Raw genomic sequence first — 24,609 nt, 5'->3', positions numbered from 1 at the left:
GAGGTTAACTCACAATGACTATGTCTGATCCAATTGCAGATATGCTTACTCGTATTCGTAACGCGAACACGGTTCGTCACGAAACGGTAGAAATGCCTGCTTCGACGATGAAAAAACAAATCGCTGACATTCTGAAGCGTGAAGGTTTCATCCGTGATGCAGAATATATCGATGATAACAAACAAGGGATTATCCGTGTTTTCCTGAAATACGGACAAAACAACGAGCGCGTTATCTCTGGTCTGAAAAGAATCAGTAAACCAGGTCTTCGTGTTTACACGAAAAGCAACGAAGTACCTCGCGTACTCGGCGGTCTCGGAATCGCGATCATCTCGACATCCAAAGGTGTTATGACGGACAAAGAAGCTCGTCAAGCAAAAGCCGGCGGCGAAGTCGTATGCTACGTTTGGTAATATAACGTCACAAGATAGGAGGTGCAACATATGTCCCGTATTGGTCGCAAACCAATCACTGTACCAAGTGGTGTAGACATCACTTTGGAAAACTCCGTTATTACGGTTAAAGGTCCAAAAGGAACGTTGACTCGTGAACTTCACAAAGACATGAAGGTCACAGTTGAAAACAACGAAATTACAGTTGTGCGTCCTTCCGACAACAAAACTCACCGTTCCCTGCACGGAACTACGCGTAGCGTTGTAAACAACATGGTGAGTGGCGTAACTGAAGGTTTCGCAAAATCTCTGGAACTGGTTGGGGTCGGATATCGTGCAAGCAAATCCGGAGATAAAATCGTACTGAACGTTGGATACTCCCACCCGGTTGAAATCACTCCGGAAGCGGGAATCGAATTCGAAGTTCCTTCGAATACGAAAATCATCGTTCGCGGGATCGACAAAGAGCGCGTAGGTGCTTACGCTGCTAAAATCCGTTCCGTTCGTGAACCTGAGCCGTACAAAGGTAAAGGTATTAAATATGAAGGCGAGCGTATCATCCGTAAGGAAGGTAAAGCCGGTAAGAAGAAATAAAATTTCTCTTACCGCCTTTGCGCGGCTTTCGGCTTGCTTGCTTCTCGTGTATCTAATATACCCCGTGGCTTCATCTCTGAAGCCTGCGAGGTAACCTGAAAGGAGTGAAATCCAGAGATGATTACGAAACAGGATAAAAACAAGGCACGTCTGAAAAGACATCTGCGCGTTCGTAAGAAAATCCAAGGAACGGCAGCGCGTCCTCGTTTGAACGTTTTCCGTTCTGGTAAACATATTTACGCTCAAATCATCGATGACGTAGCTGGTGTAACGATCGCTTCCGCGTCTACTGTAGACAAAGAACTGAGCAGCGACATCAAAAACGGCGCATCTGTTGAGTCTGCTCGTAAAGTTGGCGAACTCGTCGCTAAACGTGCGAAAGACAAAGGTGTATCGAACATCGTATTTGACCGTAGCGGTTATCTGTACCATGGTCGCATCGCAGCATTGGCTGAAGCGGCTCGTGAAGCAGGACTTGAGTTTTAAGATATTTTTCAAAAGGAGGTTAACGACTTGTTGCGTGTAGATCCGAATACTTTGGAACTGACTGAAAGAGTTGTAAATATTAATCGCGTAGCTAAAGTAGTAAAAGGCGGACGTCGTTTCAGCTTCAGCGCACTGGTTGTTGTCGGTGACGGCAATGGCTGGGTTGGAGCTGGTATCGGTAAAGCAGGCGAAGTACCTGACGCGATTCGCAAAGGTATCGAAGATGCTAAGAAAAATCTGATCCACGTACCACTCGTAGGAACTTCGATTCCTCACTTGGTAACTGGTAAATTCGGCGCAGGACGCGTTCTGTTGAAACCAGCTGCTGAAGGTACTGGAGTTATCGCCGGCGGTCCGGTTCGTGCGGTTCTCGAGCTGGCTGGTGTGGGCGACATTTTGACAAAATCTCTGGGTTCTTCGAATTCCATGAACATGGTCAATGCGACTTTGGAAGGTTTGTCCCGTTTGAAACGTGCTGAAGATGTTGCAAAACTGCGCGGCAAATCCGTCGAAGAGCTTCTGGGTTAAGGAGGGGAATCTCATGGCTAAATTGGAAATTACCCTCGTCCGCAGCTTGATCGGACGTCCGGAGACGCAAAGAACAACTGTGAAAACATTGGGCTTGCGCAAAATCAACAGCAAAGTGGTTCAAAACGACAATCCTGCCATTCGTGGTATGATCAACAAAGTAAGCCACCTGGTTTCTGTTAAAGAAATCGAGGCTTAAGACGGGTAAATCCCACAAATCTTTAAGGAGGTGCAACGAACGATGAAGTTACATGAGCTTTCCCCAGCTCCTGGATCCCGCAAAGAGCGCAAACGCGTAGGTCGCGGTCCAAGTAGCGGTACGGGTAAAACATCAGGTCGCGGTCACAAAGGACAAAACGCTCGTTCCGGCGGTGGTGTGCGTCCGGGCTTCGAAGGTGGACAAAATCCATTGTATCGTCGCTTGCCAAAACGCGGTTTCGTAAACCCAACTCGCAAAGAATATGCGGTTGTGAATATTGAAGACCTGAACAGTTTTGCTGCGGGTACTGAAGTAACTCCAGAATTGCTGCTGACAAACGGCGTTGTTAAAAACGCTAAGTCCGGCATCAAAATTCTGGGTAACGGCGAAGTCACTGTACAGTTGACTGTTAAAGCTAACAAGTTTTCTCAATCTGCGGTGGAGAAAATTGAAGCTGCCGGCGGTAAAACCGAGGTGATTTAATGTTCAAGACCCTAAAGAATATCTGGCGGGTTGAAGATCTGCGCAAAAGGGTATTATTTACCCTTTTTGTCCTGATCATTTATCGCATCGGATCGTTCGTTCCTGTACCGGGAGTTGACAAAGCAGTTTTTGAAGCAACAAACTCTGCAGGTAAGGAAATTTTTGGGCTGCTTAATACGTTCTCGGGTGGAGCGCTGTTCCAGTTCTCGATTTTTGCACTCGGGATCGTACCTTACATTACAGCATCGATTATCGTGCAGCTGCTGTCCATGGACGTCATTCCTAAATTGACAGAATGGGCTAAGCAGGGCGAGCAGGGTAAGAAAAAATCGGCACAGCTTACGCGTTACTTAACGGTAGCTTTGGCATTGATTCAAGCGTTTGGTACTTCGATCGGATTCAATCGCTTGTACAATACTCAAATGATACCGAATGCAACCTTTGCAGATTATATCCTGATCGCAATTGTTCTTACAGCGGGTACATCATTCCTGATGTGGCTTGGTGAGCAGATCACCGAGAAGGGCATCGGAAACGGGATTTCGATTTTGATCTTTGCAGGTATCCTGGCAACAGCGCCTAACATTATCAAACAAACCATCGAGTCCGATTTCATCCAAGCTGATCAATTGTTTATGAACATCCTGAAAGGTGTAATCATTGCAATCGTGATTGTATTGATTATCATGGGGGTCATTTACATTCAGCAGGCGATTCGGAAAATTCCGGTTCAATATGCCAAACGCGTTGTAGGCAACAAAATGTACGGTGGACAGAATACTCACATTCCGCTGAAGATTAATGCAGCTGGTGTAATTCCTGTCATCTTTGCTTCGTCACTGCTGATGTTCCCTACGATCATCGCAAACTTCTGGGCTGACCGTGCTTGGGCACAATGGATCGGAGCCAACCTGACAACGCACAAACCACTCGGTATGGTATTGTATGTTGTCATGATCTTTGGTTTCACCTTCTTCTATACTTTCGTACAGATGAATCCGCAGCAGATGGCTGATAACATGAAAAAGAACGGCGGTTACATCCCAGGCATTCGCCCGGGGAAAGCAACTGAGAAATATTTGACCCGCGTCATGACTCGTTTGACAATGGCCGGAGCCATCTTCTTGGCTGTCATTTCCGTACTGCCTGTAATCTTGGGCGCACTTTCTGGTTTGCCTCAATCCGCGCAAATTGGAGGAACTTCCCTCCTGATCGTTGTCGGTGTTGCGCTGGATACGATGAAGCAAATCGAAAGCCAATTGATCAAACGCCACTACAAAGGTTTTATCAATAAATAGGCAATAGGTACCGGTCAAGCTAACATTTACTTGCCCGGCACCTATTGTGCTGTTTGTTGATGTAGGGTAGTCTTGGAGGGAGTGACATAACGTGAACATCCTATTCATGGGCCCTCCGGGGGCAGGAAAAGGAACGCAAGCAGACGTCATCGTGAAAGAGTTCGGTATTCCCCATATCTCAACAGGCGATGCATTTCGCCTCGCGATTAAACAGGGAACTCCCATTGGCCTGAAAGCCAAGGAATACATGGATCAAGGTTTGCTCGTACCGGATGATGTGACCATCGGCATCGTTGAAGAACGTTTGCAGCAGCCTGATTGCAAGGAAGGTTTTCTCTTGGATGGATTTCCAAGAACCCTTTCCCAAGCAGAAGCGCTGGATGGCATTCTGGAACGTTTGAACTCTGGTCTGGATCATGTCATCAATCTGAAGGTAGACCGCAACAAGCTGCTGGCTCGTCTTACCGGACGCCGGATTTGCAAAAATTGCGGAGCTACTTATCATGTCGTGTTTAATCCGCCTAAGCAGGAAGGTATTTGTGATAAATGCGGAGGCGAGTTATACCAACGCTCGGATGATAACGAGGAGAGCGTAGGCACACGCCTTGACGAATATATCAACAAAACAGCACCACTCCTCACGTTCTATGAGAACAAGGATCTCCTTCGCCAAATTGACGGAGAGCAAGAGATCGAACAGGTTTCTCAAGAAATCGTGTCCTTGTTGCGGGGTTAATTGAATGATCATTGGTAAGTCAGAAACGGAACTGGGCTTGATGAGGGAAGCAGGGAGGATTGTTGCGGAAACGCATCGGCTCCTGGCAGAGCATATCGCTCCCGGAATTACGACTGGTGAACTTGACCATATGGCCGATCAATATATCCGTAGTCAAGGAGCTGTGCCGTCTTTCAAAGGTTATAACGGTTTTCCTGCCAGTGTGTGCGCTTCAGTCAATGAAGAGTTGGTGCATGGATTTCCCGGCAAACGCAAGTTGAACGAAGGCGATATCGTTACGTTTGACATTGGCGCGCAGTACCAGGGGTATCATGGAGATTCTGCCTGGACTTATCCAGTCGGCCGTATTTCCGAAGAAGCCGAGCGTCTTCTGGACGTTACCGAGGCTTCGTTATACGCAGGTCTGGCGCTGGTTAAACCGGACGTTCGCTTGTTTACAATATCTCATGCGATTCAAAAATATATCGAGGATGCAGGCTTTTCAGTTGTTCGCGAATATACCGGTCACGGCATAGGCGCAGAGCTGCACGAAGATCCTGATATTCCGAACTACGGTCTCCCTGATCGGGGACCACGGCTCAAAGCGGGCATGGTGCTGGCCATTGAGCCGATGGTTAACGCAGGCAAACGGTATGTGAGAACATTGGAGGATAATTGGACCGTCGTCACAGTAGATGGCTCATTATGCGCCCACTTTGAACACACCGTGGCAGTTACGCCCGATGGCATGGAAATTTTCACAAAACTGAATGCGTAGGTGATAAGGCATGAACAATACCTCTACTCCGCAGCTCGGTCAACTTGTGAAGATCCGTAAAGGCCGCAATGCGGACCAAGCCGCAGTAATTGTTGCTATCGCGGACAGCAGGTTCGTATATATTGCGGATGGAGACAAACGTAAGTTTGATCAGCCCAAGAAGAAAAATATTCTTCATCTGGAGCTCCAGCCGATGATTAGCAGCGAGGTCGTAAACAGTTTAAACGAGAGTGGGCGGGTGACGAACGGAAAGCTGCGCTATGCGGTGCATTCGTTTCTGGAATCCACCAACATTCAAGCTGAAGAGAAAGGAGACTGAATTATGGCCAAGGAAGATGTCATTGAAGTGGAAGGTACCGTCCTTGAACCGCTTCCGAACGCGACGTTCAAGGTTGAGCTTGAGAATGGTCACCAAATTCTCGCTCACGTTTCCGGCAAGTTGCGGATGCACTTCATCCGGATCCTGACTGGAGACAAAGTGGTTGTACAGTTATCGCCTTATGACTTGACAAAAGGTCGCATAACTTACCGTAAATAGTTGTAGACAGTTGCAATGAACTGTGAAGCTTATGAGCGGGTTTTGCCCGGCAAAACTTGCGAAAGCTTCGAAGCCGGTTTTACAATGGTAAAACCAGGTCAATGCTTACGAAGAGAGTTTTGCTAAGCAAAACTTTGAGGAGGTAATTCACATGAAGGTAAGACCTTCGGTCAAACCGATTTGCGAAAAATGCAAAGTCATTCGCCGCAAAGGGAATGTAATGGTTATCTGTGAAAATCCGAAACACAAACAAAAACAAGGTTAATGAAGGGGGTGTAGCGTAAAATGGCACGTATAGCTGGTGTGGATTTGCCACGTGATAAGCGCGTTGAGATCGCCTTGACTTATATTTTCGGAATCGGTAAAACGACTTCCCAGAAAATTCTGAGCTCTACAGGCATCGATCCGGACACTCGTGTTCGTGATTTGACGGAAGATGAAGTCAGCAAATTGCGTGAAAGTATCGACAAAGAGGTCAAAGTAGAAGGTGACCTGCGTCGTGAAATCTCTTTGAATATTAAACGTTTGACGGAGATCGGATGTTACCGTGGAGTTCGTCATCGTCGTGGTCTGCCTGTTCGCGGACAACGTACGAAAACGAATGCCCGTACTCGTAAAGGTCCTCGTCGTACTGTAGCGAACAAGAAGAAATAATAAGGGGGGATAAGAGAAAATGGCTAAACCGAAAAAAGTCGTACGTACTAAACGTCGTGACCGTAAAAATATTGAATCTGGCGTGGCACATATCCGCTCCACGTTCAATAACACCATCGTTACCATTACGGATCCTCACGGAAACGCAATTTCGTGGGCAAGTTCCGGCGGCCTCGGATTCAGAGGTTCCCGTAAATCGACTCCGTTTGCTGCACAAATGGCTGCTGAGACTGCTGCCAAAGCTGCAATGGAACATGGTATGAAAGCCGTTGAGGTTATGGTTAAAGGACCAGGCGCTGGCCGTGAAGCTGCGATCCGCTCTTTGCAAGCCGCTGGTCTTGAAGTTAACCTGATCAAAGACGTGACTCCAGTCCCGCATAACGGATGCCGTCCTCCAAAACGTCGTCGTGTCTAATGAGATTTGCCCCTGCGTGTGGTATAAAAACCGTGCAATCTGCTAATAATGGTTGTTTAGGCATACTACTACATGTTTTCGCAAGAGAAGGTAAATGTTTCATAGAGGACCGACGTTTTGAAGGAGGGGTATTGCAGTGATTGAAATCGAAAAGCCGAAAATTGAGACGGTAAACGTCAACGATGATGGCACCTATGGGAAATTCGTAGTAGAACCGCTGGAGCGCGGGTACGGTACGACGCTGGGCAACTCGCTTCGCCGTATTTTGCTCTCCTCGCTGCCGGGTGCGGCAGTGTCTTCGGTTCAAATCGATGGCGTTCTACATGAATTTGCTACAGTTCCTGGCGTAATGGAAGATGTGACGGAAATTATCCTGAACCTGAAAGCTTTGTCGCTGAAGATTCATTCGGACGAGGAGAAAGTGCTCGAGATTGATGCTGAAGGCGAAGGAGTTGTAACGGCAGGAGACATTCGTGCGGATTCCGACGTGGAGATCCTTAACCCGGATCTGCATATCGCTACGCTTGGACCAGGTTCGAGACTTCATATGCGTATTTTTGCCAATCGCGGTCGCGGCTACGTCCAGGCAGATCGGAACAAACGCGATGACCAGCCGATCGGCGTCATCCCTGTCGATTCGATCTTTACCCCGATCAGTCGCGTCAATTATGCCGTGGAAAATACGCGTGTCGGCCAGGTAACCAACTATGACAAGCTCACGTTGGAAGTTTGGACTGACGGAAGTATTCGTCCGGAAGAGGCAGTAAGCCTTGGCGCTAAAATTTTGACCGAGCATCTGATGCTCTTCGTAGGTCTTACAGACGAAGCGAAAGACGCAGAGATCATGGTTGAAAAAGAAGAAGACAAAAAAGAAAAAGTGCTCGAAATGACGATCGAAGAGTTGGATCTCTCTGTTCGTTCCTACAATTGCCTCAAACGTGCCGGCATCAACACGGTACAAGAGCTGACCACGAAAACGGAAGAAGACATGATGAAGGTGCGCAACCTGGGTCGCAAGTCTTTGGAAGAAGTTCAAGAGAAGCTCGAGGAATTGGGACTGGGACTTCGTACAGAAGAATAACCAGCCGAGTGCTTGTGTGGAGGAGGGAAAACAATGGCATACCAAAAGTTGGGCCGTAACTCCAGCGCGCGTAAAGCTTTGTTCCGCGATCTGGTAACCGACCTGTTCTTGTACGAACGCATTCAGACAACTGAGGCTAAAGCAAAAGAGGTTCGCTCTATTGCTGAAAAACTGATCACGAAAGCGAAGCAAGGTGATCTTCATGCCCGCCGTCAAGTGGCAGCTTACGTTCGTCGCGAAACAATCGATGGAGAGCAAGATGCAATCCAAAAACTGTTTAGCGAACTGTCCACTCGTTACGCTGAGCGTCCAGGCGGATACACTCGTATCCTGAAACTGGGACCTCGTCGTGGTGACGCAGCTCCTATGGTTTACCTGGAACTGGTAGACCGCGCGTAAAAACAGATGGGATAAGAAAGGGGACAGAATCTGAGGATTTTGGATCATCCCTTTTTTTCTCTTCATTTCGGATTCCGCGCTGTAATTGAAGCTCCGAAAGGGGCTTCTTTTGCTGTTCGGGACAGGAACAGGCTTAGTATGGAACAAAGGTGAGGTAATGATGCGCAACTTGTGTATGACGTTGACCTATGACGGTACGGCTTATTACGGCTTCCAGTCGCAGCGGGACGGGAATACGATCCAGGATTATATTGAAAAGGCCATCTTTGAGCTAACCGGAGAAAAGGTCAAGATTACAGGCTCCGGCAGGACCGATGCAGGCGTTCACGCCCGCAGGCAAATTTTCAATTTCCACACGTCTTCCCAAATTCCGGTGGAACGATGGTGCGTAGCGTTAAACTCCCGTTTGCCTTCCGACATTGTCGTGATCGATGCGATCGAGGTGCCGCTTGATTTTCACTCCCGATATGAGGCGAAAAGAAAAACGTACCGCTATACCATCAATGCGAACCAATTCGCGGATGTGTTCAACAGGAGGCTGCAATACCATCACCATGCAAAGCTGGATATCGCGGCCATGCAGGAAGGGTTGCGTCATTTTATAGGGACGTATGATTTTACGACCTTCGCTTCGAGGCACTCGCAGAAGGATAACCATGTCCGTTCCATATACGACGCCTGGCTTGAGGTGGATCGTTCCATGTGCAGAGATAACCCGCGTGATCAAGGTGTGATTCACATTTATGTGACCGGTAACGGTTTTTTGCAGCATATGGTCCGAATCATGGTGGGCACGCTGCTGCAGATCGGAGAGGGCAAGCGGAAAGCCTCTGATGTGCCAAAGATGATTGCTGCGTGCGATCGTGCTGCTGCAGGTCCTACTGCGGTAAGTCACGGTTTGATGTTATGGGATCTGGAATACAAGAAAGAATAAATTTGGTTTACGAAACTGCAATTTATACTTGCGATTTTGTCCCTTATCCTGTAATATAAAAGTTGTGTTTTCTTAATGGCTTTCCCACAGCCCCAATTAAGAGCTGCACAATGAACAACTATCCATCAACACCTAAAGTTATAACTTAACGAACGAAGATAAATGAAAATGATGATTGGAAACAATTAAGGAGGAACTATTCATGCGTACCACGTACATGGCGAAGCCAAACGAAGTTGAGCGCAAATGGCACATCATTGATGCTGAAGGCAAAACGCTCGGACGCCTGGCAAGCGAAGCAGCTGCATTGATCCGCGGCAAACATAAGCCACAATTCACTCCACATGTGGATACTGGTGATTTCGTTATCATCATCAATGCGGAGAAAATCGTATTGACTGGTAAAAAAATGTCCGATAAAAAATACTACCGTCACTCGATGCACCCAGGTGGTTTGAAAGTAACTACTGCTGAAGAGATGGTTAAAAACAAACCTGAACGTATGTTGGAATTGGCTGTTCGCGGCATGCTTCCTAAAACTCGCATGGGCGAGCAAATGAAGCTGAGACTCAAAGCGTACAGAGGCACAGAGCATCCACATGCAGCACAAAAACCAGAAGTTTACGAACTTCGCGGTTAATTAAAAGGAGGACAGTTTCATGGCACAAGTACAATACTATGGGACAGGTCGTCGTAAACATTCGGTAGCTCGTGTTCGTCTCGTACCGGGTGAAGGACGCATTGTCATCAATAAACGTGATATCAATGAATACTTCGGTTTGGAAACTCTTAAACTGATCGTAAAACAACCACTGACTTTGACTGAAACATTGAACAACTACGATGTTCTGGTTATCGCTCATGGCGGCGGAATCTCCGGTCAAGCCGGTGCAATCCGTCACGGGATCTCCCGTGCTCTGCTGAAAGCAGATCCGGAGTACCGTGCATCCCTGAAAAAAGCTGGATTCCTGACTCGTGACCCACGCATGAAAGAACGTAAAAAATACGGTCTCAAAGCGGCTCGTCGCGCTCCTCAGTTCTCCAAGCGTTAATTTGTACGACAAAAGCCTTTGGCCTATGGCCAGAGGTTTTTTTTATCTTTCAAAGGAAGGCACAGATTTAATGAATGGATGAAGGGAAAGGGGCTGCAACCATGATTTAACTGTCGTTAAATTCATAATGGATGAAAGTCATCAGGATTTCTTATGGATTTCATCAGCATTACTTAGAGATAACGACAGAATACAGGACATCTCAGGCTTGCATTTTATTCCCTTAATTTCGTTCTGATATGAAGCGTGGAACGTTTTAGTCTGAAAGGATGTATGATGAACAATTCGTAAAGCCTTGCTCCAGCAACGCCTTTGAATGCAGCTGTTCGAAATGCGCTCCCTTTAGTCAGGACCTGCGTTTGCACTTTTTTTCGCTGGCAATGTAAAACTGATGAAAGCTGCAGCTGAAGTGAATAAAAATAATAGCCCTTAACAGGCGTTGGAGGGCCATTTTTGCCAAATGTCAGGCATTGACAATGCCAATGAAAGATTTATACTATGTATAATTCATATTTGTTTAGTCGGTTTTATGTTTTTTGAAAAGCAGATTGGGGGGATATTCAATCATGAATTTGTTCGAAAAGGAAGAGCTTGCGCGCACGAAGGCCGAGGAGTTGGAGAACGCAAGTCCCGAGGATATAATTCGTTACGCGATCGAGACATTTCCGAACATTACGTTTGCATGCAGCTTCGGTGCAGAAGACGTTGTGCTTGTAGACATGCTGCAAAAGATCAGCCCGTCTACGGACATTTTTTATTTAGATACCGATTTTCACTTTAAGGAAACGTATGAGACTCGCGATAAACTGAAAGAGCGGTATAATCTTGACTTTGTTCGTGTTTCCCCTAAAATTACGCCAGAGGAACAAGCTGCACAGCATGGGGATGAGTTATGGAAATCTGACCCGAATGCGTGCTGCAACATCCGTAAAGTAGAACCGCTGACTCGGATTTTGTCCCAGTACGATGCATGGATTACAGGAATTCGACGGGACCAGGCACCTACACGCGCCAATGCGAAGAAGGTAGAATACGATTTGAAATTCGGGCTGATGAAATTCAATCCGATTGCCCATTGGACTTCCGATGATGTCTGGGAATACATCCGTGCGAACAATGTCATTTACAATCCGCTTCATGATCAGAACTATCCAAGCATCGGCTGCGAACATTGCACCCGTCAGGTCATGCCTGGCGAAGATCCACGTGCGGGCCGCTGGTCCGGAAACGAGAAAACAGAGTGCGGGCTGCACAAATAACCATATTCGATACAGCGAGCTGACAGGATAACTACGATTCTGCCTCATGGAGGTACGCTGGTACAGCGTGTCACACAAGGAGAAGAACGTGAACAATTGCTGCGGGACAGCGAGAAACTGACCATGAAGGTGTAGGTGACTACTACGGCACGTATGAAGCACAAGAGATTTTCTCGAACTTTACGGCTGAAGAATTGGGCATTACGCCATTGTTCTTGAACATAGCTTCTTTTGCACCAAATGCAGCAACATGGCATCGAGCAAAACGTGCCCGCACGACAAATCGCAGCATCTGACGCTGTCTGGCACAAAAGTGCGTGGTTTGCTCCGTAACGGAGAGTGCCCTCCACTGGAATTACGTGTTCTGAGGTCGCCAAGATCCTGATCGAAGAAATGACGGACCAAGTAAGCGTCTAGCGCTCAGGGGTATATTTGTCCACCTTGTCCCATATAGATGATTAGAGTCATTTATATGGGACGAGGTGGTTTTTGTATGCGTAAAAAGGTGGGTAAACATTTCGTATTGTGGATTCGTTTACGCACGGTCAAACGGCTCTTATTCAGTCTGTGCCTTCTTGCCATGTTTGTAGCGGTAGTCTCTTATGAACTCCCTTCTGCCAAAACGTCGGGATACTGGAGCTTGCCTTTGGCCGGCAAAGTCATTGCCATTGATGCAGGACATGGAGGACCGGATGGAGGGGCCGTAAGCAAGCAGGGGGTCATCGAGAAAGATATTAACCTGTCCATCGCTCTGTATGTTCGTGACTACTTGCAGCAAGCTGGCGCGTTGGTAGTCATGACCAGGGAGATTGATCAGGACTTGGCTTCCCCGGACACCAAGGGATACTCCAAACGTAAAACGGAGGACCTCAAGCAGAGGGTTAGACGGATTGAGGATAAGCAGGCAGACCTCTTTATCAGCATTCATATGAACAGCGTTCCTTCCAACCGGTGGAGCGGGGCGCAGGTGTTCTATACACCTAACCACCCTGACAATGAAGCATTGGCCAATCTGTTGCAGTCCGAGATTATTCGCAATCTCGAAAACACCGACCGGATCGCCAAAACGGTGAATACGGTGTATCTTTTGCAGGCACTGAAAATTCCTTCCGCCCTGGTAGAGGTTGGTTTCTTGTCGCACCCTGAGGAAGCACGACTGCTTGCGGATGAGAACTATCAGCGGAAGGTCGCCGCATCCATCTATAACGGCATCTTGCGGTACTCGTCCGGGGAAAGGTCCAAAAGGTAGCCACAGGCGAGAATGAGAGTGGTATAATTAAGGCAGCATATTTAAATACATGCCAATAGATAAAGCTGAGGTGCTGTCTGATGATGTTATCAAAGGAACAGATCCTTGAACTATTGCAGCCTTTGCAAGAGCCACAACTGGGCGTTAGTTTGACGGAGCTGCAATGGATTCGAGATGTCATGGTAAAGGAACATCATGTGTCCCTCACCATCGTAACGCTGGACAATAAGCCGGAGGACACAGAAACTCTTCGTGATGCTGTACAAGCCATTTTATTGCAGCATGGGATCGAGGATGTACATATCCGGCTCCGTGCGGCATCCGAGCACGAACGGGTTAAGGTATTGGGGGAATCTTCTATACCGGAAGAGGAGGATGAAGTCCTTGTAAAAGGCCATGCAGCCGGACTTGACGGCCATGAATTGCTTGACCCGGAATCCGGAGTACGCTTCATTGCAATTGCAAGCGGCAAGGGTGGCGTGGGGAAATCAACCGTTACGGTGAATTTGGCGACAGCGCTTGCACGGCAAGGCAAGAAGGTAGGGGTGATCGATGCGGATATCTACGGTTTCAGTGTGCCGGACATGATGGGCATCGAGGAATACCCTGTCGTGGAGGATGGCGTTATCCAGCCTGTTGAACGGTTTGGCGTCAAAGTGATGTCCATGGGATTTTTCATCCGGGAGAACAATCCTGTAATTTGGCGGGGTCCCATGCTTGGACGCATGTTACGGCAGTTCTTTACCGACGTGAATTGGGGAGAACTGGATTATATGTTGCTGGACCTGCCGCCTGGAACCGGCGACGTGGCTCTGGACGTTCATCAGATGCTGCCGCAGAGCAAAGAAATCATCGTCACGACGCCTCATGCCACCGCTGCATTTGTAGCAGCCCGTGCGGGAGCGATGGCGATTCAGACCAATCACGAACTGCTCGGCGTTGTGGAGAATATGGCTTACCACGAGTGCGGCAAATGCGGGGAAAAAGAATACATATTCGGTCGTGGCGGGGGCGGACAGCTTGCTGAAAGCCTGCACACCAAACTGCTTGCCCAGATTCCGCTTGGCTCACCGGATAACCACGTCTCAGAGCCGGATTTCTCGCCATCGGTATTCAAGGCGGATACGCGTATTGGAGCTCTGTATGATGAGGTTGCTCAATTGATCGATAACGAGTTCTGAAGACTAAAAAGGAAAGCTCGCATCCATGAAGGGTGCGAGCTATTGTTGAATCAGCATTTCCGCTAAAGCCCAGGCTGATCGATTGCTTTCTGATCATTACAATCCGTCCCCCAATTAAAGCGAGCCGAGTTCGACGTCTTTTATAACAAAATATATGTGGATGATGTCCTGCCCCGTTGTTATAAACGTTTGTTTCGCTGTCTTATGAACCTTGGCCGCCACCGCCACCACCGTCGCCGCCGCCGCCTCCATCTTTCCCGCCGTCGCCGCTATCTTGACCTTGGCCGCTTTGGCCTTCCTGCTTCTGTTGTCCGCCGCTTTCGACTTTCGGCTGCAACTCATCCTGCACAACCTTTTTGAGCAGTGTTAACACTTCCATGCGGAAAAGCGGATTTTGCATTACTTCCTGCATAACCGTCATGGTTTGTTTACGGTATTCGGGTGTTTTCGTCATGTCCATGAACATTTTGGACACCTCGGGGGACTTCATGATGTCCTCGATCGACTTTTGGTACGTAGGGTCTTTAATAAGCTGCATATGAAGCTGCTTGCTTTGCGCATTGACCACTTTGGCGAATTCTCCCGCAAATTGCGGATCCGTCATGATCTTTTCAAATTCCTTCTGGTACTCCGGAGCCGTAATTGTATCCTTCACCGCGATGCGGATCTGCTCTGAGGATTGCGCAGGCATCAGCATTTTCATGCCGATCGTCCCTGTTCCTCCTCCGCCTTGGCCAGAACCTTGTCCCCCGGCCCCAGAAGAGCTTTGGCCAGTTATGGCCTCCTCCACGGCTTTTTTGCCTTCATCGCTTTTGAGAATATCGACGACCATTGTTTTCATCTCTTTATAACTGCCCTGGGGGGCCGAATAATTCTGATCTGAACCACAGCCCGCCAGTGCGACGGAGAGGCCCAGCATAACGCCGCAAAGCTGCCATAAAGGCCGTTTCATAGGCATAATCCCTCCTTGATGAGATACTGGATGTAGTATGTGATAAGCGCCTTCGAAATATGTTGGCCGATGATGGTTTTTTACTGTGAAGGTTGGTAAAATAAACAATCGGGGGGTGGAAAACATTTGAATTTGCGTAAATGGTTGTTTCTGTTTTGGACAGCCCTGCTGATTGGGGCAGTTGGTTCCCTCTTTACCGGTATTGCTATGATGTTGTTCAACGGGGAGAGGACGAATGGTCTCGCCGATATTCTGCTTTATCTCCTCATACTGCTCGGCTCGGGCGTAATGATTAGCGTGTATTCGCAAATGGGTTTTTTCGCTTATCTGATCTTGAATTACATGGGCAAAGGCGTTTTCCCTAAACGTGCCTGGCAAATCATTCAAATTGTGCTAACCATATTTGCGCTGCTGGATGTCATGTTTTTGCGGTTGTTTGTCGCAGGGGGGCAAGAAAGATGGTCGGACGTTGTGCTCGGCATCATCATTTTGGCGGCGGCAATTGTTACCGCTTACGTAAAGGTGAAGCAAACCCACATTTCCGCGCTGGTGCCTACGCTATTTTTCATGATTGCAGCAACGATCGTGGAAACAATCGGCGTACTCCGCATCGATGTTAATGCAGCCACCGTGTTTATTGTCGTTCCATTGCTTCTGTGCAATGCATACCAGATCCTGCTGCTGCACAGACTTGTGGAGGGGCAGGGATTAGCTCAGCCGATAAGCAGTAAAGGCAGAAGTCCTAAAATTGAAGCATAAAGCAGTCGATAAACGTATATGGATACATGACAAAAGAGCTAACCGGGTTAGCTCTTTTCGTTTGGCCTTTCGGGCGGTTACTGAGAAATGGCTTGATCGCGAACTTCAGATCCCTTTACGTTGGAATGGTTCAGCAGTTCGGACACGGTGGCAAACTCGTAGCCTTGTTGGCGCAGTTTGGCGATAATGGCAGGAAGCGCTTCATGCGTTTGTTTGGAAGAATCGCTTGCATGAAGTAGAACGATGTCTCCGGGGTGGGCTTTGCTGACAACGCGGTCCACAATGGTCTGTGCACCTGGATTCTTCCAGTCGAGGGAATCCGTATCCCACTGCACCACCTGATAGTTCAGACTGCTCGCGACCTGGAGCACACGTTTGTCAAAATCGCCATTCGGCAGACGCAGGAGGTTTGGTTCTTTTCCCGTCAAATCGGTTAAAATGCTGTGAGCTGTCATAATTTGTTTGCGAATCTCTTCTTCCGTCATTCTGCTGTAGTTGTCGTGTTTGTGGCCATGACTGCCGATTTCGTACCCTGCATCTTTGATTGCACTGACGATTTCAGGATGTGTTTTGCTCCAAGGAGATGATAGAAAGAAGGTTGCTTTCTGCACGTTGTTCTCTTTGAGCACTTTCAGGATCGGTTCTGTGCGTTTGTCGCCCCAACTGATGTCAAAGGTAAGAGCGATCACTTTTTTCTCGGTGGGTACACTATACACAGCAGATGGCGTGTCCTCCGAAAATACGGAAACGTCCCCGGTTTCCAAATAGATGATTCCAATCGCAAACACGGCAGCAGCCAGCACGATCAGATACCGTTTGATTTTTTTGCCGCTGAATACATAGAACGAGTTCATTTCGCTAAGCGCCCCTCTCCCCTAAGAAATGCTTGTTTACTTTTCAATGTATGCTCGTACCGCCCAGTTATTCTTTAAGCCGGAAGGTTGTTTACGTACAAATTCGAAAAAAATAGAATTCGCAGGAGGTATTCATGTTTAAATTCAGCACCTTTCTAGAAGGTATGGGCTCCATTCGGAGCGCGATTGTATGGTCGTTCATATTGTTTGCCGCAGGAATCGGTATTGGGTGGATCAGTACGGGAGCGCTTGAAGATGTATTATTGGGGCAGATCAGGGGCTTGCGCGAAGCCAGTGAGCAATTGGAGCAAGGGGGCAACGTGCAGTGGAACTTTTTCTTGTTCATTTTCTTCAACAATGCCATTAAAAGTGTGCTGGTCATATATGCCGGTATTTTCTTTGGAATATTGCCAGTGGTTTTTCTCCTGATTAATGGGATGGTGATCGGATTTCTCGTTAATGTTACGACGAGTAATGGTGCAAGTCTGTTCGATATCGTTGTTAAAGGATTGCTGCCTCATGGCATTATCGAAATACCTGTAATTATTATTGCCTGCGCATTTGGGCTGAAATTTGGCGGATTGGCGCTGCGTAGTTTGATTCAGCTTGGCGGCCAGAAACGTCAACAGACCGGTCGGCAATGGGCACAATTTCTGCGTATGACGATAGCCGCTTCATGTTGGATTGTTATTCTGTTATTTATTGCCGCCATTATAGAGAGCACGATTACGTATAGCATTGTGCGTGGATAAATTTGTATGCAATTACATTCATAATTTTTCTGAAAGTTGACCATAACAATAAAACGGGTGCCAGCAGTTACAATAAATCTTCAGTGAGGAACGACAACCGCTGCTGACGCCGCGTTGTCAAATAGAATGCCTTTGTTTGCGGGAAAGGCGAGAGATGACATAACTATCCATATGCTGAAAAAGGAGAACTCTAATGCTGGGTATGCTGTTTAACGATAAGGAATGCAAGGAATTGGACTATGTTTTACGCAAAGAGCTGGATGAAATGCTGTTTGACTTAAGTGATCACCGACTTGACCAGGAAATCAAATACGCGATTGCAAGCCGATACAAAACGGTGTTCCGCATGTATGCAAGGTTCGCACCTCCCAAAGAGTTGTCCAAATATGCGAGAGGCGGCAAGGTTAAAAATTTCAAATCATGAAGCTTAGGAGAAGGGGAAATAGTTTCACGGTTTTGTCAGGCAGGCGGAGGTGTTTGCACAGGATCGTAGGGCACGCCTCCGTATATATAAGTTTTTTGGAGAAGCAGGGAAGAAATATTCCGAAAAGGGTTGACCTTTGGCGGAGCATATGATAAATTAACATTCGTTCCTTTTTAGGAATTCGTTTTTCTAGCAAGATGATTTTCTATGAAAAATAGGAAAAAAAAGTTCTTGCAAAGAAGTTCTGAATGTGTTATATTATAAAAGTCGCCGCTGAAAAACAGCGAGGGCGAATATAACGAAGTTTGATCTTTGAAAACTGAACAACGAGTGAGTAATGCGAAGGTTTTTGGTACATGTCGTATGACTGTATAAAAACCGGAGCGACATTGAGATATTTTATATCGTCAGATTCAAAATGAGCTAATCGCTCTTTTCAATACCTCAGATGATTTTCATCACGATTAACCTCGTGACCGAAATTCATCTTTATTGGAGAGTTTGATCCTGGCTCAGGACGAACGCTGGCGGCATGCCTAATACATGCAAGTCGAGCGGAGTTGATAGGAAGCTTGCTTCCTTGATGCTTAGCGGCGGACGGGTGAGTAACACGTAGGCAACCTGCCCTCAAGCTTGGGACAACTACCGGAAACGGTAGCTAATACCGAATACTTGTTTTCTTCGCCTGAAGAGAACTGGAAAGACGGAGCAATCTGTCACTTGAGGATGGGCCTGCGGCGCATTAGCTAGTTGGTGAGGTAACGGCTCACCAAGGCGACGATGCGTAGCCGACCTGAGAGGGTGATCGGCCACACTGGGACTGAGACACGGCCCAGACTCCTACGGGAGGCAGCAGTAGGGAATCTTCCGCAATGGGCGAAAGCCTGACGGAGCAATGCCGCGTGAGTGATGAAGGTTTTCGGATCGTAAAGCTCTGTTGCCAGGGAAGAACGCTTGGGAGAGTAACTGCTCTCAAGGTGACGGTACCTGAGAAGAAAGCCCCGGCTAACTACGTGCCAGCAGCCGCGGTAATACGTAGGGGGCAAGCGTTGTCCGGAATTATTGGGCGTAAAGCGCGCGCAGGCGGTCATTTAAGTCTGGTGTTTAATCCCGGGGCTCAACCCCGGATCGCACTGGAAACTGGATGACTTGAGTGCAGAAGAGGAGAGTGGAATTCCACGTGTAGCGGTGAAATGCGTAGAGATGTGGAGGAACACCAGTGGCGAAGGCGACTCTCTGGGCTGTAACTGACGCTGAGGCGCGAAAGCGTGGGGAGCAAACAGGATTAGATACCCTGGTAGTCCACGCCGTAAACGATGAATGCTAGGTGTTAGGGGTTTCGATACCCTTGGTGCCGAAGTTAACACATTAAGCATTCCGCCTGGGGAGTACGGTCGCAAGACTGAAACTCAAAGGAATTGACGGGGACCCGCACAAGCAGTGGAGTATGTGGTTTAATTCGAAGCAACGCGAAGAACCTTACCAGGTCTTGACATCCCTCTGACCGGTACAGAGATGTACCTTTCCTTCGGGACAGAGGAGACAGGTGGTGCATGGTTGTCGTCAGCTCGTGTCGTGAGATGTTGGGTTAAGTCCCGCAACGAGCGCAACCCTTGATCTTAGTTGCCAGCACTTCGGGTGGGCACTCTAAGGTGACTGCCGGTGACAAACCGGAGGAAGGTGGGGATGACGTCAAATCATCATGCCCCTTATGACCTGGGCTACACACGTACTACAATGGCCGGTACAACGGGCTGCGAAGCCGCGAGGTGGAGCTAATCCTAAAAAGCCGGTCTCAGTTCGGATTGCAGGCTGCAACTCGCCTGCATGAAGTCGGAATTGCTAGTAATCGCGGATCAGCATGCCGCGGTGAATACGTTCCCGGGTCTTGTACACACCGCCCGTCACACCACGAGAGTTTACAACACCCGAAGTCGGTGGGGTAACCGCAAGGAGCCAGCCGCCGAAGGTGGGGTAGATGATTGGGGTGAAGTCGTAACAAGGTAGCCGTATCGGAAGGTGCGGCTGGATCACCTCCTTTCTATGGAGAATCGTCTTCTGCGATGAAGACATTCAAATAAGCAGCTCAGCTGCAAACTTACTCACTCGTTGCTCAGTTTTGAGAGTTCAAACTCTCAAACACATGCTCGTAACTTTCGACCGACACATTCCGTGAACGGCCCGAAAGCAAACGAGATTGTTCCTTGAAAACTGGATATCGAAACGAAAAATGCGAATTAGAACATTCCTTTTAGCTGAACTTGTGTCAAAACAAGTTTCAATAAAACGGTAGATTGCATCTTACTCTTTACGAGTAACATGGTTAAGCTACTAAGAGCACACGGAGGATGCCTAGGCGCTAGGAGCCGATGAAGGACGTGGCGAACAACGATACTGCCTCGGGGAGCTGTAAGCAAGCTTTGATCCGGGGATGTCCGAATGGGGAAACCCAGCTGGCGTAATACCCAGTTACTCTTGTCTGAATACATAGGGCAGGAGAGGCATACCAGGGGAACTGAAACATCTAAGTACCCTGAGGAAGAGAAAACAATAGTGATTCCGTCAGTAGCGGCGAGCGAACGCGGAACAGCCCAAACCAGAGAGCTTGCTCTCTGGGGTTGTGGGACGTCTCACATGGAGTTACAAAGGAGCCGGTTAAACGAAGAGGTCTGGAAAGGCCCGCCATAGAAGGTAAAAGCCCTGTAATTGAAAGTCTGCTCCCTCCGAGACGGATCCCGAGTAGTGCGGGGCACGTGAAACCCCGTATGAATCCGGCAGGACCATCTGCCAAGGCTAAATACTTCCTAGCGACCGATAGTGAAGCAGTACCGTGAGGGAAAGGTGAAAAGCACCCCGGAAGGGGAGTGAAATAGAACCTGAAACCGTGTGCTTACAAGAAGTCAGAGCCCATTTTAGGGGTGATGGCGTGCCTTTTGTAGAATGAACCGGCGAGTTACGTTCCCGTGCAAGGTTAAGGTGAGAAGCCGGAGCCGCAGCGAAAGCGAGTCTGAATAGGGCGACATAGTACGTGGACGTAGACCCGAAACCGGGTGATCTACCCCTGTCCAGGGTGAAGGTGCGGTAACACGCACTGGAGGCCCGAACCCACGCACGTTGAAAAGTGCGGGGATGAGGTGGGGGTAGCGGAGAAATTCCAATCGAACTCGGAGATAGCTGGTTCTCCCCGAAATAGCTTTAGGGCTAGCCTCGGAAAACAGAGTCGTGGAGGTAGAGCACTGATTGGGTGCGGGGCCCGCAAGGGTTACCAAGCTCAGTCAAACTCCGAATGCCATAGACTTACTTCCGGGAGTCAGACAGTGAGTGCTAAGATCCATTGTCAAAAGGGAAACAGCCCAGACCATCAGCTAAGGTCCCCAAGTGTGTGTTAAGTGGGAAAGGATGTGGAGTTGCACAGACAACCAGGATGTTGGCTTAGAAGCAGCCACCATTGAAAGAGTGCGTAATAGCTCACTGGTCGAGTGACTCTGCGCCGAAAATGTAACGGGGCTAAACACACCACCGAAGCTATGGCTTGGATCGACTTCACTGCTTCTTTGAGGCGGTGTTTACCATTAGGACATTTTTGTCAGGCAAGAGAAATAATCTTGAATGACCAAATGCTTCCCAGGGGATAAACACAGGGCTTCGAAGCTGGAGTGAAGTCGATCCAGGGGTAGGGGAGCGTTGTATGTACGTTGAAGGTGTACCGTAAGGAGCGCTGGAGAGCATACAAGTGAGAATGCCGGTATGAGTAACGAAAAGATCAGTGAGAATCTGATCCGCCGAAAGCCTAAGGGTTCCTGAGGAAGGTTCGTCCGCTCAGGGTAAGTCGGGACCTAAGGCGAGGCCGAAAGGCGTAGTCGAAGGACAACAGGTCGAAATTCCTGTACCACCGTAAATCGTTACGAGCGATGGGGGGACGCAGTAGGGTAGTGACGCAGGCTGATGGATGCCTGTCCAAGCAGTGAGGCTGGTTAGTAGGCAAATCCGCTAACCGTAAGGCTGAGCTGTGATGGGGAGTGAAAATTACAGTAGCGAAGGTCATGATCTCACACTGCCAAGAAAAGCCTCTAGCCAGATGAAGGTGCCCGTACCGCAAACCGACACAGGTAGGCGAGAAGAGAATTCTAAGGCGCGCGGAAGAACTCTCGTTAAGGAACTCGGCAAAATGACCCCGTAACTTCGGGAGAAGGGGTGCCCCGGTAGTGTGAATAGCACGAGGGGGCCGCAGTGAAAAGGCCCAAGCGACTGTTTAGCAAAAACACAGGTCTGTGCGAAGCCGTAAGGCGAAGTATACGGGCTGACGCCTGCCCGGTGCTGGAAGGTTAAGGGGAGCGGTTAGGGATTTATCCCGAAGCTGTGAACCGAAGCCCCAGTAAACGGCGGCCGTAACTATAACGGTCCTAAGGTAGCGAAATTCCTTGTCAGGTAAATTCTGACCCGCACGAATGGCGTAACGACTTGGGCGCTGTCTCAACGAGAGATCCGGTGAAATTTTAATACCTGTGAAGATGCAGGTTACCCGCGACAAGACGGAAAGACCCCATGGAGCTTTACTGCAGCTTGATATTGAATTTGGGTACGATCTGTACAGGATAGGTGGGAGCCTGAGAAGCATGAGCGCCAGCTTGTGTGGAGGCACCGTTGGGATACCACCCTGATCGTATCTAGGTTCTAACCTGGTGCCCTAATCGGGTACGGGGACAGTGTCAGGTGGGCAGTTTGACTGGGGCGGTCGCCTCCTAAAGAGTAACGGAGGCGCCCAAAGGTTCCCTCAGAATGGTTGGAAATCATTCGAAGAGTGCAAAGGCATAAGGGAGCTTGACTGCGAGACCTACAAGTCGAGCAGGGACGAAAGTCGGGCTTAGTGATCCGGTGGTACCGCATGGAAGGGCCATCGCTCAACGGATAAAAGCTACCCTGGGGATAACAGGCTTATCTCCCCCAAGAGTCCACATCGACGGGGAGGTTTGGCACCTCGATGTCGGCTCATCGCATCCTGGGGCTGAAGTAGGTCCCAAGGGTTGGGCTGTTCGCCCATTAAAGCGGTACGCGAGCTGGGTTCAGAACGTCGTGAGACAGTTCGGTCCCTATCTGTCGTGGGCGTAGGAAATTTGAGAGGAGCTGTCCTTAGTACGAGAGGACCGGGATGGACGTACCGCTGGTGTACCAGTTGTTCCGCCAGGAGCACCGCTGGGTAGCTATGTACGGACGGGATAAGCGCTGAAAGCATCTAAGCGTGAAGCCCCCCTCAAGATGAGATTTCCCAGTATGTAAGACCCCTTGAAGACGACGAGGTAGATAGGCTGGGGGTGGAAGTGCAGCAATGCATGGAGCTGACCAGTACTAATCGGTCGAGGGCTTATCCAAAGAAATGCAGGTTCTAAGATCGCAGATTTCGTTTCGAATCCAGTTTTCAGAGAGCAATCTCTGAGTGAAAAATCGTTTGGTGGCGATGGCGGAGGGGTTCCACACGTACCCATCCCGAACACGACCGTTAAGCCCTCTAGCGCCGATGGTACTTGGACCGCAGGGTCCTGGGAGAGTAGGAAGCCGCCAAGCGAACTCTTTCATCATACATAGAAAACAATATGTTGACGTTGTACGATGAATTGCATTTGCGTATGCAAATGCACCATATTCCCTGATAGCTCAGTTGGTAGAGCACTCGACTGTTAATCGAGTTGTCACAGGTTCGAGTCCTGTTCGGGGAGCCATTTGCTCTCATAGCTCAGTAGGTAGAGTGCATCCATGGTAAGGATGAGGTCACCGGTTCGATCCCGGTTGAGAGCTTTGAATAAGGCCCGTTGGTCAAGGGGTTAAGACACCTCCCTTTCACGGAGGTAACAGGGGTTCGAATCCCCTACGGGTCATTGTAATTCCATTGCAATAAAAGGGGTGAGAACCCCAAAGGTTCGTCGGAGGATAACTTCGTTAGCTTAGACTTCGCAGTCTCGAACGAAGTGAGAGTATCCCCTACGGGTCATAGTATTATGGAGGCTTAGCTCAGCTGGGAGAGCATCTGCCTTACAAGCAGAGGGTCGGGGGTTCGAACCCCTCAGCCTCCATCATTTTGTTATTGGGGATTAGCCAAGCGGTAAGGCAACGGACTTTGACTCCGTCATGCATAGGTTCAAATCCTATATCCCCAGCCATTTTAACTTCAGTGAGAGCCATTAGCTCAGTTGGTAGAGCACCTGACTTTTAATCAGGGTGTCGAAGGTTCGAGTCCTTCATGGCTCACCAGTTATATCCATTCAAAACATGTTCTTGCGGAATGCAATGAGGGTGTTTTTTTTATTTTGGCTCACTTTTGCGAATGAATAGTGGGCCTTTTTGATATATGTTTGCATCTTTTAGATTGATTGTTTATGGTTAGCAGCGCTGTAGACAATTAAAAAGCACGAATGAGTCTCCCTGTCCACGTGTAATCGGCCAGCATTTTCGGTTATAAACGATCCAGGGATAAAGAATCACTGACTATTTCAAAGAACTGCTTTCTATCAACAAACGGGAGTCAAGAGTGGTACGACATCTTAGCCGAGCAGCTGCGGCAGATGAGGCTAGTCTTCTTCTAAGACCGCCATGGAACCACAGGGCTCGCTTAGCTCTAAGCATAACAACTATCACAGG

27 protein-coding genes, 6 tRNA genes, 3 rRNA genes and 1 pseudogene are annotated in these 24,609 nt (G+C 48.6%); 35 read left to right on the top strand and 2 right to left on the bottom strand.

All coding sequences use genetic code 11. The annotated features are described in order from the left end of the window. Window positions 1–14: 14 nt before the first annotated feature. The 23 genes and pseudogenes from rpsH (at window position 15) to SNR34_RS27595 (ending at window position 14,235) form a co-directional block, all read left to right on the top strand. The gene (gene rpsH / locus SNR34_RS27705; protein ID WP_236421409.1) at window positions 15–413 is read left to right on the top strand and encodes a 30S ribosomal protein S8; all 399 of its coding nucleotides are present in this window, start codon (window positions 15–17) and stop codon (window positions 411–413) included. Window positions 414–443: 30 nt separating this feature from the next. Further along, on the top strand, window positions 444–986 hold the full coding sequence (gene rplF / locus SNR34_RS27700) for a 50S ribosomal protein L6 (RefSeq protein WP_236421410.1): 543 nt from the start codon (window positions 444–446) through the stop codon (window positions 984–986). Window positions 987–1,103: 117 nt separating this feature from the next. Beyond that, a complete protein-coding gene (gene rplR, locus SNR34_RS27695; protein ID WP_236421411.1) occupies window positions 1,104–1,472 on the top strand; it encodes a 50S ribosomal protein L18 in 369 nt (122 codons plus the stop codon). Between the two features lie 30 nt (window positions 1,473–1,502). After that, the gene (rpsE, locus tag SNR34_RS27690; protein ID WP_236421431.1) at window positions 1,503–2,000 is read left to right on the top strand and encodes a 30S ribosomal protein S5; all 498 of its coding nucleotides are present in this window, start codon (window positions 1,503–1,505) and stop codon (window positions 1,998–2,000) included. A 13-nt stretch (window positions 2,001–2,013) separates the two neighbouring features. Beyond that, window positions 2,014–2,199, top strand: a complete 186-nt coding sequence (gene rpmD / locus SNR34_RS27685) for a 50S ribosomal protein L30 (RefSeq protein WP_236421412.1) — start codon at window positions 2,014–2,016, stop codon at window positions 2,197–2,199. Window positions 2,200–2,241: 42 nt separating this feature from the next. Next, window positions 2,242–2,682: a 50S ribosomal protein L15 gene (rplO, locus tag SNR34_RS27680; RefSeq protein ID WP_236421413.1), complete on the top strand. Its 441-nt coding sequence runs from the start codon at window positions 2,242–2,244 to the stop codon at window positions 2,680–2,682. After that, on the top strand, window positions 2,682–3,980 hold the full coding sequence (gene secY / locus SNR34_RS27675; RefSeq protein WP_236421414.1) for a preprotein translocase subunit SecY: 1,299 nt from the start codon (window positions 2,682–2,684) through the stop codon (window positions 3,978–3,980). The genes rplO and secY overlap by 1 nt, the downstream gene beginning before the upstream one ends. Window positions 3,981–4,071: 91 nt before the next feature. Further along, window positions 4,072–4,716: an adenylate kinase gene (locus tag SNR34_RS27670; RefSeq protein WP_236421415.1), complete on the top strand. Its 645-nt coding sequence runs from the start codon at window positions 4,072–4,074 to the stop codon at window positions 4,714–4,716. 4 nt (window positions 4,717–4,720) lie between these two features. Further along, on the top strand, window positions 4,721–5,473 hold the full coding sequence (map, locus tag SNR34_RS27665) for a type I methionyl aminopeptidase (RefSeq protein ID WP_339274787.1): 753 nt from the start codon (window positions 4,721–4,723) through the stop codon (window positions 5,471–5,473). A 10-nt stretch (window positions 5,474–5,483) separates the two neighbouring features. Continuing rightward, window positions 5,484–5,792 carry a KOW domain-containing RNA-binding protein gene (locus SNR34_RS27660; RefSeq protein ID WP_236421417.1) on the top strand — a complete coding sequence of 103 codons (309 nt, stop codon included), beginning with the start codon at window positions 5,484–5,486 and terminating at the stop codon, window positions 5,790–5,792. A 3-nt stretch (window positions 5,793–5,795) separates the two neighbouring features. Beyond that, the gene (gene infA / locus SNR34_RS27655) at window positions 5,796–6,011 is read left to right on the top strand and encodes a translation initiation factor IF-1 (RefSeq protein ID WP_017692098.1); all 216 of its coding nucleotides are present in this window, start codon (window positions 5,796–5,798) and stop codon (window positions 6,009–6,011) included. Between the two features lie 151 nt (window positions 6,012–6,162). Then, window positions 6,163–6,276: a 50S ribosomal protein L36 gene (rpmJ, locus tag SNR34_RS27650; protein WP_003333770.1), complete on the top strand. Its 114-nt coding sequence runs from the start codon at window positions 6,163–6,165 to the stop codon at window positions 6,274–6,276. A 20-nt stretch (window positions 6,277–6,296) separates the two neighbouring features. Continuing rightward, window positions 6,297–6,665 (top strand): 30S ribosomal protein S13, encoded by a 369-nt coding sequence (rpsM, locus tag SNR34_RS27645; RefSeq protein ID WP_486180631.1) that lies wholly within the window; start codon window positions 6,297–6,299, stop codon window positions 6,663–6,665. Window positions 6,666–6,684: 19 nt separating this feature from the next. Beyond that, entirely contained in the window at window positions 6,685–7,080 is a 396-nt protein-coding gene (gene rpsK / locus SNR34_RS27640) for a 30S ribosomal protein S11 (protein ID WP_017692100.1), read from the top strand. A 136-nt stretch (window positions 7,081–7,216) separates the two neighbouring features. Continuing rightward, complete coding sequence (locus SNR34_RS27635; RefSeq protein WP_236421418.1) at window positions 7,217–8,161, top strand: DNA-directed RNA polymerase subunit alpha; 945 nt, start codon at window positions 7,217–7,219, stop codon at window positions 8,159–8,161. 33 nt (window positions 8,162–8,194) lie between these two features. Continuing rightward, window positions 8,195–8,560 carry a 50S ribosomal protein L17 gene (gene rplQ, locus SNR34_RS27630; RefSeq protein WP_236421419.1) on the top strand — a complete coding sequence of 122 codons (366 nt, stop codon included), beginning with the start codon at window positions 8,195–8,197 and terminating at the stop codon, window positions 8,558–8,560. Window positions 8,561–8,720: 160 nt separating this feature from the next. Beyond that, window positions 8,721–9,494: a tRNA pseudouridine(38-40) synthase TruA gene (gene truA, locus SNR34_RS27625; protein WP_486180630.1), complete on the top strand. Its 774-nt coding sequence runs from the start codon at window positions 8,721–8,723 to the stop codon at window positions 9,492–9,494. A gap of 202 nt (window positions 9,495–9,696) precedes the next feature. Continuing rightward, entirely contained in the window at window positions 9,697–10,134 is a 438-nt protein-coding gene (gene rplM, locus SNR34_RS27620) for a 50S ribosomal protein L13 (protein ID WP_236421420.1), read from the top strand. A 19-nt stretch (window positions 10,135–10,153) separates the two neighbouring features. Further along, on the top strand, window positions 10,154–10,546 hold the full coding sequence (rpsI, locus tag SNR34_RS27615; protein WP_236421421.1) for a 30S ribosomal protein S9: 393 nt from the start codon (window positions 10,154–10,156) through the stop codon (window positions 10,544–10,546). 566 nt (window positions 10,547–11,112) lie between these two features. Then, window positions 11,113–11,805 carry a phosphoadenylyl-sulfate reductase gene (locus tag SNR34_RS27610; RefSeq protein ID WP_339274785.1) on the top strand — a complete coding sequence of 231 codons (693 nt, stop codon included), beginning with the start codon at window positions 11,113–11,115 and terminating at the stop codon, window positions 11,803–11,805. A gap of 95 nt (window positions 11,806–11,900) precedes the next feature. After that, window positions 11,901–12,190 (top strand): annotated as a pseudogene (locus SNR34_RS27605) (hypothetical protein). Window positions 12,191–12,298: 108 nt separating this feature from the next. Further along, window positions 12,299–13,054 (top strand): N-acetylmuramoyl-L-alanine amidase CwlD, encoded by a 756-nt coding sequence (gene cwlD, locus SNR34_RS27600; RefSeq protein ID WP_486180629.1) that lies wholly within the window; start codon window positions 12,299–12,301, stop codon window positions 13,052–13,054. Window positions 13,055–13,137: 83 nt separating this feature from the next. Continuing rightward, the gene (locus SNR34_RS27595; RefSeq protein WP_486182519.1) at window positions 13,138–14,235 is read left to right on the top strand and encodes an Mrp/NBP35 family ATP-binding protein; all 1,098 of its coding nucleotides are present in this window, start codon (window positions 13,138–13,140) and stop codon (window positions 14,233–14,235) included. Between the two features lie 202 nt (window positions 14,236–14,437). On the opposite strand, the gene gerD is transcribed toward SNR34_RS27595, so the two are convergent. Continuing rightward, window positions 14,438–15,187: a spore germination lipoprotein GerD gene (gene gerD, locus SNR34_RS27590; RefSeq protein ID WP_486180628.1), complete on the bottom strand. Its 750-nt coding sequence runs from the start codon at window positions 15,185–15,187 to the stop codon at window positions 14,438–14,440. A 126-nt stretch (window positions 15,188–15,313) separates the two neighbouring features. Here gerD and SNR34_RS27585 point away from each other — a divergent pair, with 126 nt between their 5' ends. Further along, complete coding sequence (locus SNR34_RS27585; RefSeq protein ID WP_486180627.1) at window positions 15,314–15,946, top strand: KinB-signaling pathway activation protein; 633 nt, start codon at window positions 15,314–15,316, stop codon at window positions 15,944–15,946. Between the two features lie 77 nt (window positions 15,947–16,023). On the opposite strand, the gene pdaB is transcribed toward SNR34_RS27585, so the two are convergent. Next, on the bottom strand, window positions 16,024–16,800 hold the full coding sequence (pdaB, locus tag SNR34_RS27580; protein ID WP_236421426.1) for a polysaccharide deacetylase family sporulation protein PdaB: 777 nt from the start codon (window positions 16,798–16,800) through the stop codon (window positions 16,024–16,026). Window positions 16,801–16,934: 134 nt separating this feature from the next. Here pdaB and SNR34_RS27575 point away from each other — a divergent pair, with 134 nt between their 5' ends. The 11 genes from SNR34_RS27575 to SNR34_RS27525 all read left to right on the top strand — a co-directional run bounded on the left by SNR34_RS27575 (window position 16,935) and on the right by SNR34_RS27525 (window position 24,222). Continuing rightward, window positions 16,935–17,552: a stage II sporulation protein M gene (locus tag SNR34_RS27575; RefSeq protein WP_486180626.1), complete on the top strand. Its 618-nt coding sequence runs from the start codon at window positions 16,935–16,937 to the stop codon at window positions 17,550–17,552. A 193-nt stretch (window positions 17,553–17,745) separates the two neighbouring features. Beyond that, window positions 17,746–17,976 carry a hypothetical protein gene (locus tag SNR34_RS27570; protein ID WP_236421428.1) on the top strand — a complete coding sequence of 77 codons (231 nt, stop codon included), beginning with the start codon at window positions 17,746–17,748 and terminating at the stop codon, window positions 17,974–17,976. 489 nt (window positions 17,977–18,465) lie between these two features. Continuing rightward, a 16S ribosomal RNA gene (locus SNR34_RS27565) occupies window positions 18,466–20,017 on the top strand. Between the two features lie 280 nt (window positions 20,018–20,297). After that, window positions 20,298–23,346: ribosomal RNA gene (locus SNR34_RS27560) — 23S ribosomal RNA — on the top strand. Between the two features lie 75 nt (window positions 23,347–23,421). Beyond that, window positions 23,422–23,538: ribosomal RNA gene (gene rrf / locus SNR34_RS27555) — 5S ribosomal RNA — on the top strand. Together the 16S, 23S and 5S rRNA genes with 6 tRNA genes alongside form the textbook arrangement of a ribosomal RNA operon. A 79-nt stretch (window positions 23,539–23,617) precedes the next feature. After that, window positions 23,618–23,693: transfer RNA gene (locus tag SNR34_RS27550), tRNA-Asn, on the top strand. Window positions 23,694–23,696: 3 nt separating this feature from the next. Next, window positions 23,697–23,769: transfer RNA gene (locus SNR34_RS27545), tRNA-Thr, on the top strand. Window positions 23,770–23,777: 8 nt separating this feature from the next. Continuing rightward, window positions 23,778–23,849: transfer RNA gene (locus SNR34_RS27540), tRNA-Glu, on the top strand. A 122-nt stretch (window positions 23,850–23,971) separates the two neighbouring features. Then, window positions 23,972–24,044: transfer RNA gene (locus tag SNR34_RS27535), tRNA-Val, on the top strand. 12 nt (window positions 24,045–24,056) lie between these two features. Next, window positions 24,057–24,131 (top strand) — tRNA-Gln (locus tag SNR34_RS27530). 15 nt (window positions 24,132–24,146) lie between these two features. After that, a tRNA-Lys gene (locus tag SNR34_RS27525) sits at window positions 24,147–24,222 on the top strand. The last annotated feature ends 387 nt before the right edge of the window (window positions 24,223–24,609 follow it).

The organism is Paenibacillus sp. XP01 (assembly GCF_057364885.1).
The sequence above is the reverse complement of the archived record's forward strand: the minus strand, read 5'-3'. Positions and strand labels throughout refer to the sequence as shown.

Coding starts and splice junctions, on each gene's coding strand:
- rpsK (WP_017692100.1), top strand. CDS start 6,685: ATGGCTAAACCGAAAAAAGTCGTACGTACTAAACGTCGTGACCGTAAA.
- rpsM (WP_486180631.1), top strand. CDS start 6,297: ATGGCACGTATAGCTGGTGTGGATTTGCCACGTGATAAGCGCGTTGAG.
- rpmD (WP_236421412.1), top strand. CDS start 2,014: ATGGCTAAATTGGAAATTACCCTCGTCCGCAGCTTGATCGGACGTCCG.
- SNR34_RS27595 (WP_486182519.1), top strand. CDS start 13,138: ATGTTATCAAAGGAACAGATCCTTGAACTATTGCAGCCTTTGCAAGAG.
- rplO (WP_236421413.1), top strand. CDS start 2,242: ATGAAGTTACATGAGCTTTCCCCAGCTCCTGGATCCCGCAAAGAGCGC.
- pdaB (WP_236421426.1), bottom strand. CDS start 16,800: ATGAACTCGTTCTATGTATTCAGCGGCAAAAAAATCAAACGGTATCTG.
- infA (WP_017692098.1), top strand. CDS start 5,796: ATGGCCAAGGAAGATGTCATTGAAGTGGAAGGTACCGTCCTTGAACCG.
- rplQ (WP_236421419.1), top strand. CDS start 8,195: ATGGCATACCAAAAGTTGGGCCGTAACTCCAGCGCGCGTAAAGCTTTG.
- rpsH (WP_236421409.1), top strand. CDS start 15: ATGACTATGTCTGATCCAATTGCAGATATGCTTACTCGTATTCGTAAC.
- rplM (WP_236421420.1), top strand. CDS start 9,697: ATGCGTACCACGTACATGGCGAAGCCAAACGAAGTTGAGCGCAAATGG.
- gerD (WP_486180628.1), bottom strand. CDS start 15,187: ATGAAACGGCCTTTATGGCAGCTTTGCGGCGTTATGCTGGGCCTCTCC.
- truA (WP_486180630.1), top strand. CDS start 8,721: ATGCGCAACTTGTGTATGACGTTGACCTATGACGGTACGGCTTATTAC.
- SNR34_RS27570 (WP_236421428.1), top strand. CDS start 17,746: ATGCTGGGTATGCTGTTTAACGATAAGGAATGCAAGGAATTGGACTAT.
- SNR34_RS27610 (WP_339274785.1), top strand. CDS start 11,113: ATGAATTTGTTCGAAAAGGAAGAGCTTGCGCGCACGAAGGCCGAGGAG.
- cwlD (WP_486180629.1), top strand. CDS start 12,299: ATGCGTAAAAAGGTGGGTAAACATTTCGTATTGTGGATTCGTTTACGC.
- rplR (WP_236421411.1), top strand. CDS start 1,104: ATGATTACGAAACAGGATAAAAACAAGGCACGTCTGAAAAGACATCTG.
- rpmJ (WP_003333770.1), top strand. CDS start 6,163: ATGAAGGTAAGACCTTCGGTCAAACCGATTTGCGAAAAATGCAAAGTC.
- rplF (WP_236421410.1), top strand. CDS start 444: ATGTCCCGTATTGGTCGCAAACCAATCACTGTACCAAGTGGTGTAGAC.
- SNR34_RS27660 (WP_236421417.1), top strand. CDS start 5,484: ATGAACAATACCTCTACTCCGCAGCTCGGTCAACTTGTGAAGATCCGT.
- rpsI (WP_236421421.1), top strand. CDS start 10,154: ATGGCACAAGTACAATACTATGGGACAGGTCGTCGTAAACATTCGGTA.
- SNR34_RS27575 (WP_486180626.1), top strand. CDS start 16,935: ATGTTTAAATTCAGCACCTTTCTAGAAGGTATGGGCTCCATTCGGAGC.
- secY (WP_236421414.1), top strand. CDS start 2,682: ATGTTCAAGACCCTAAAGAATATCTGGCGGGTTGAAGATCTGCGCAAA.
- map (WP_339274787.1), top strand. CDS start 4,721: ATGATCATTGGTAAGTCAGAAACGGAACTGGGCTTGATGAGGGAAGCA.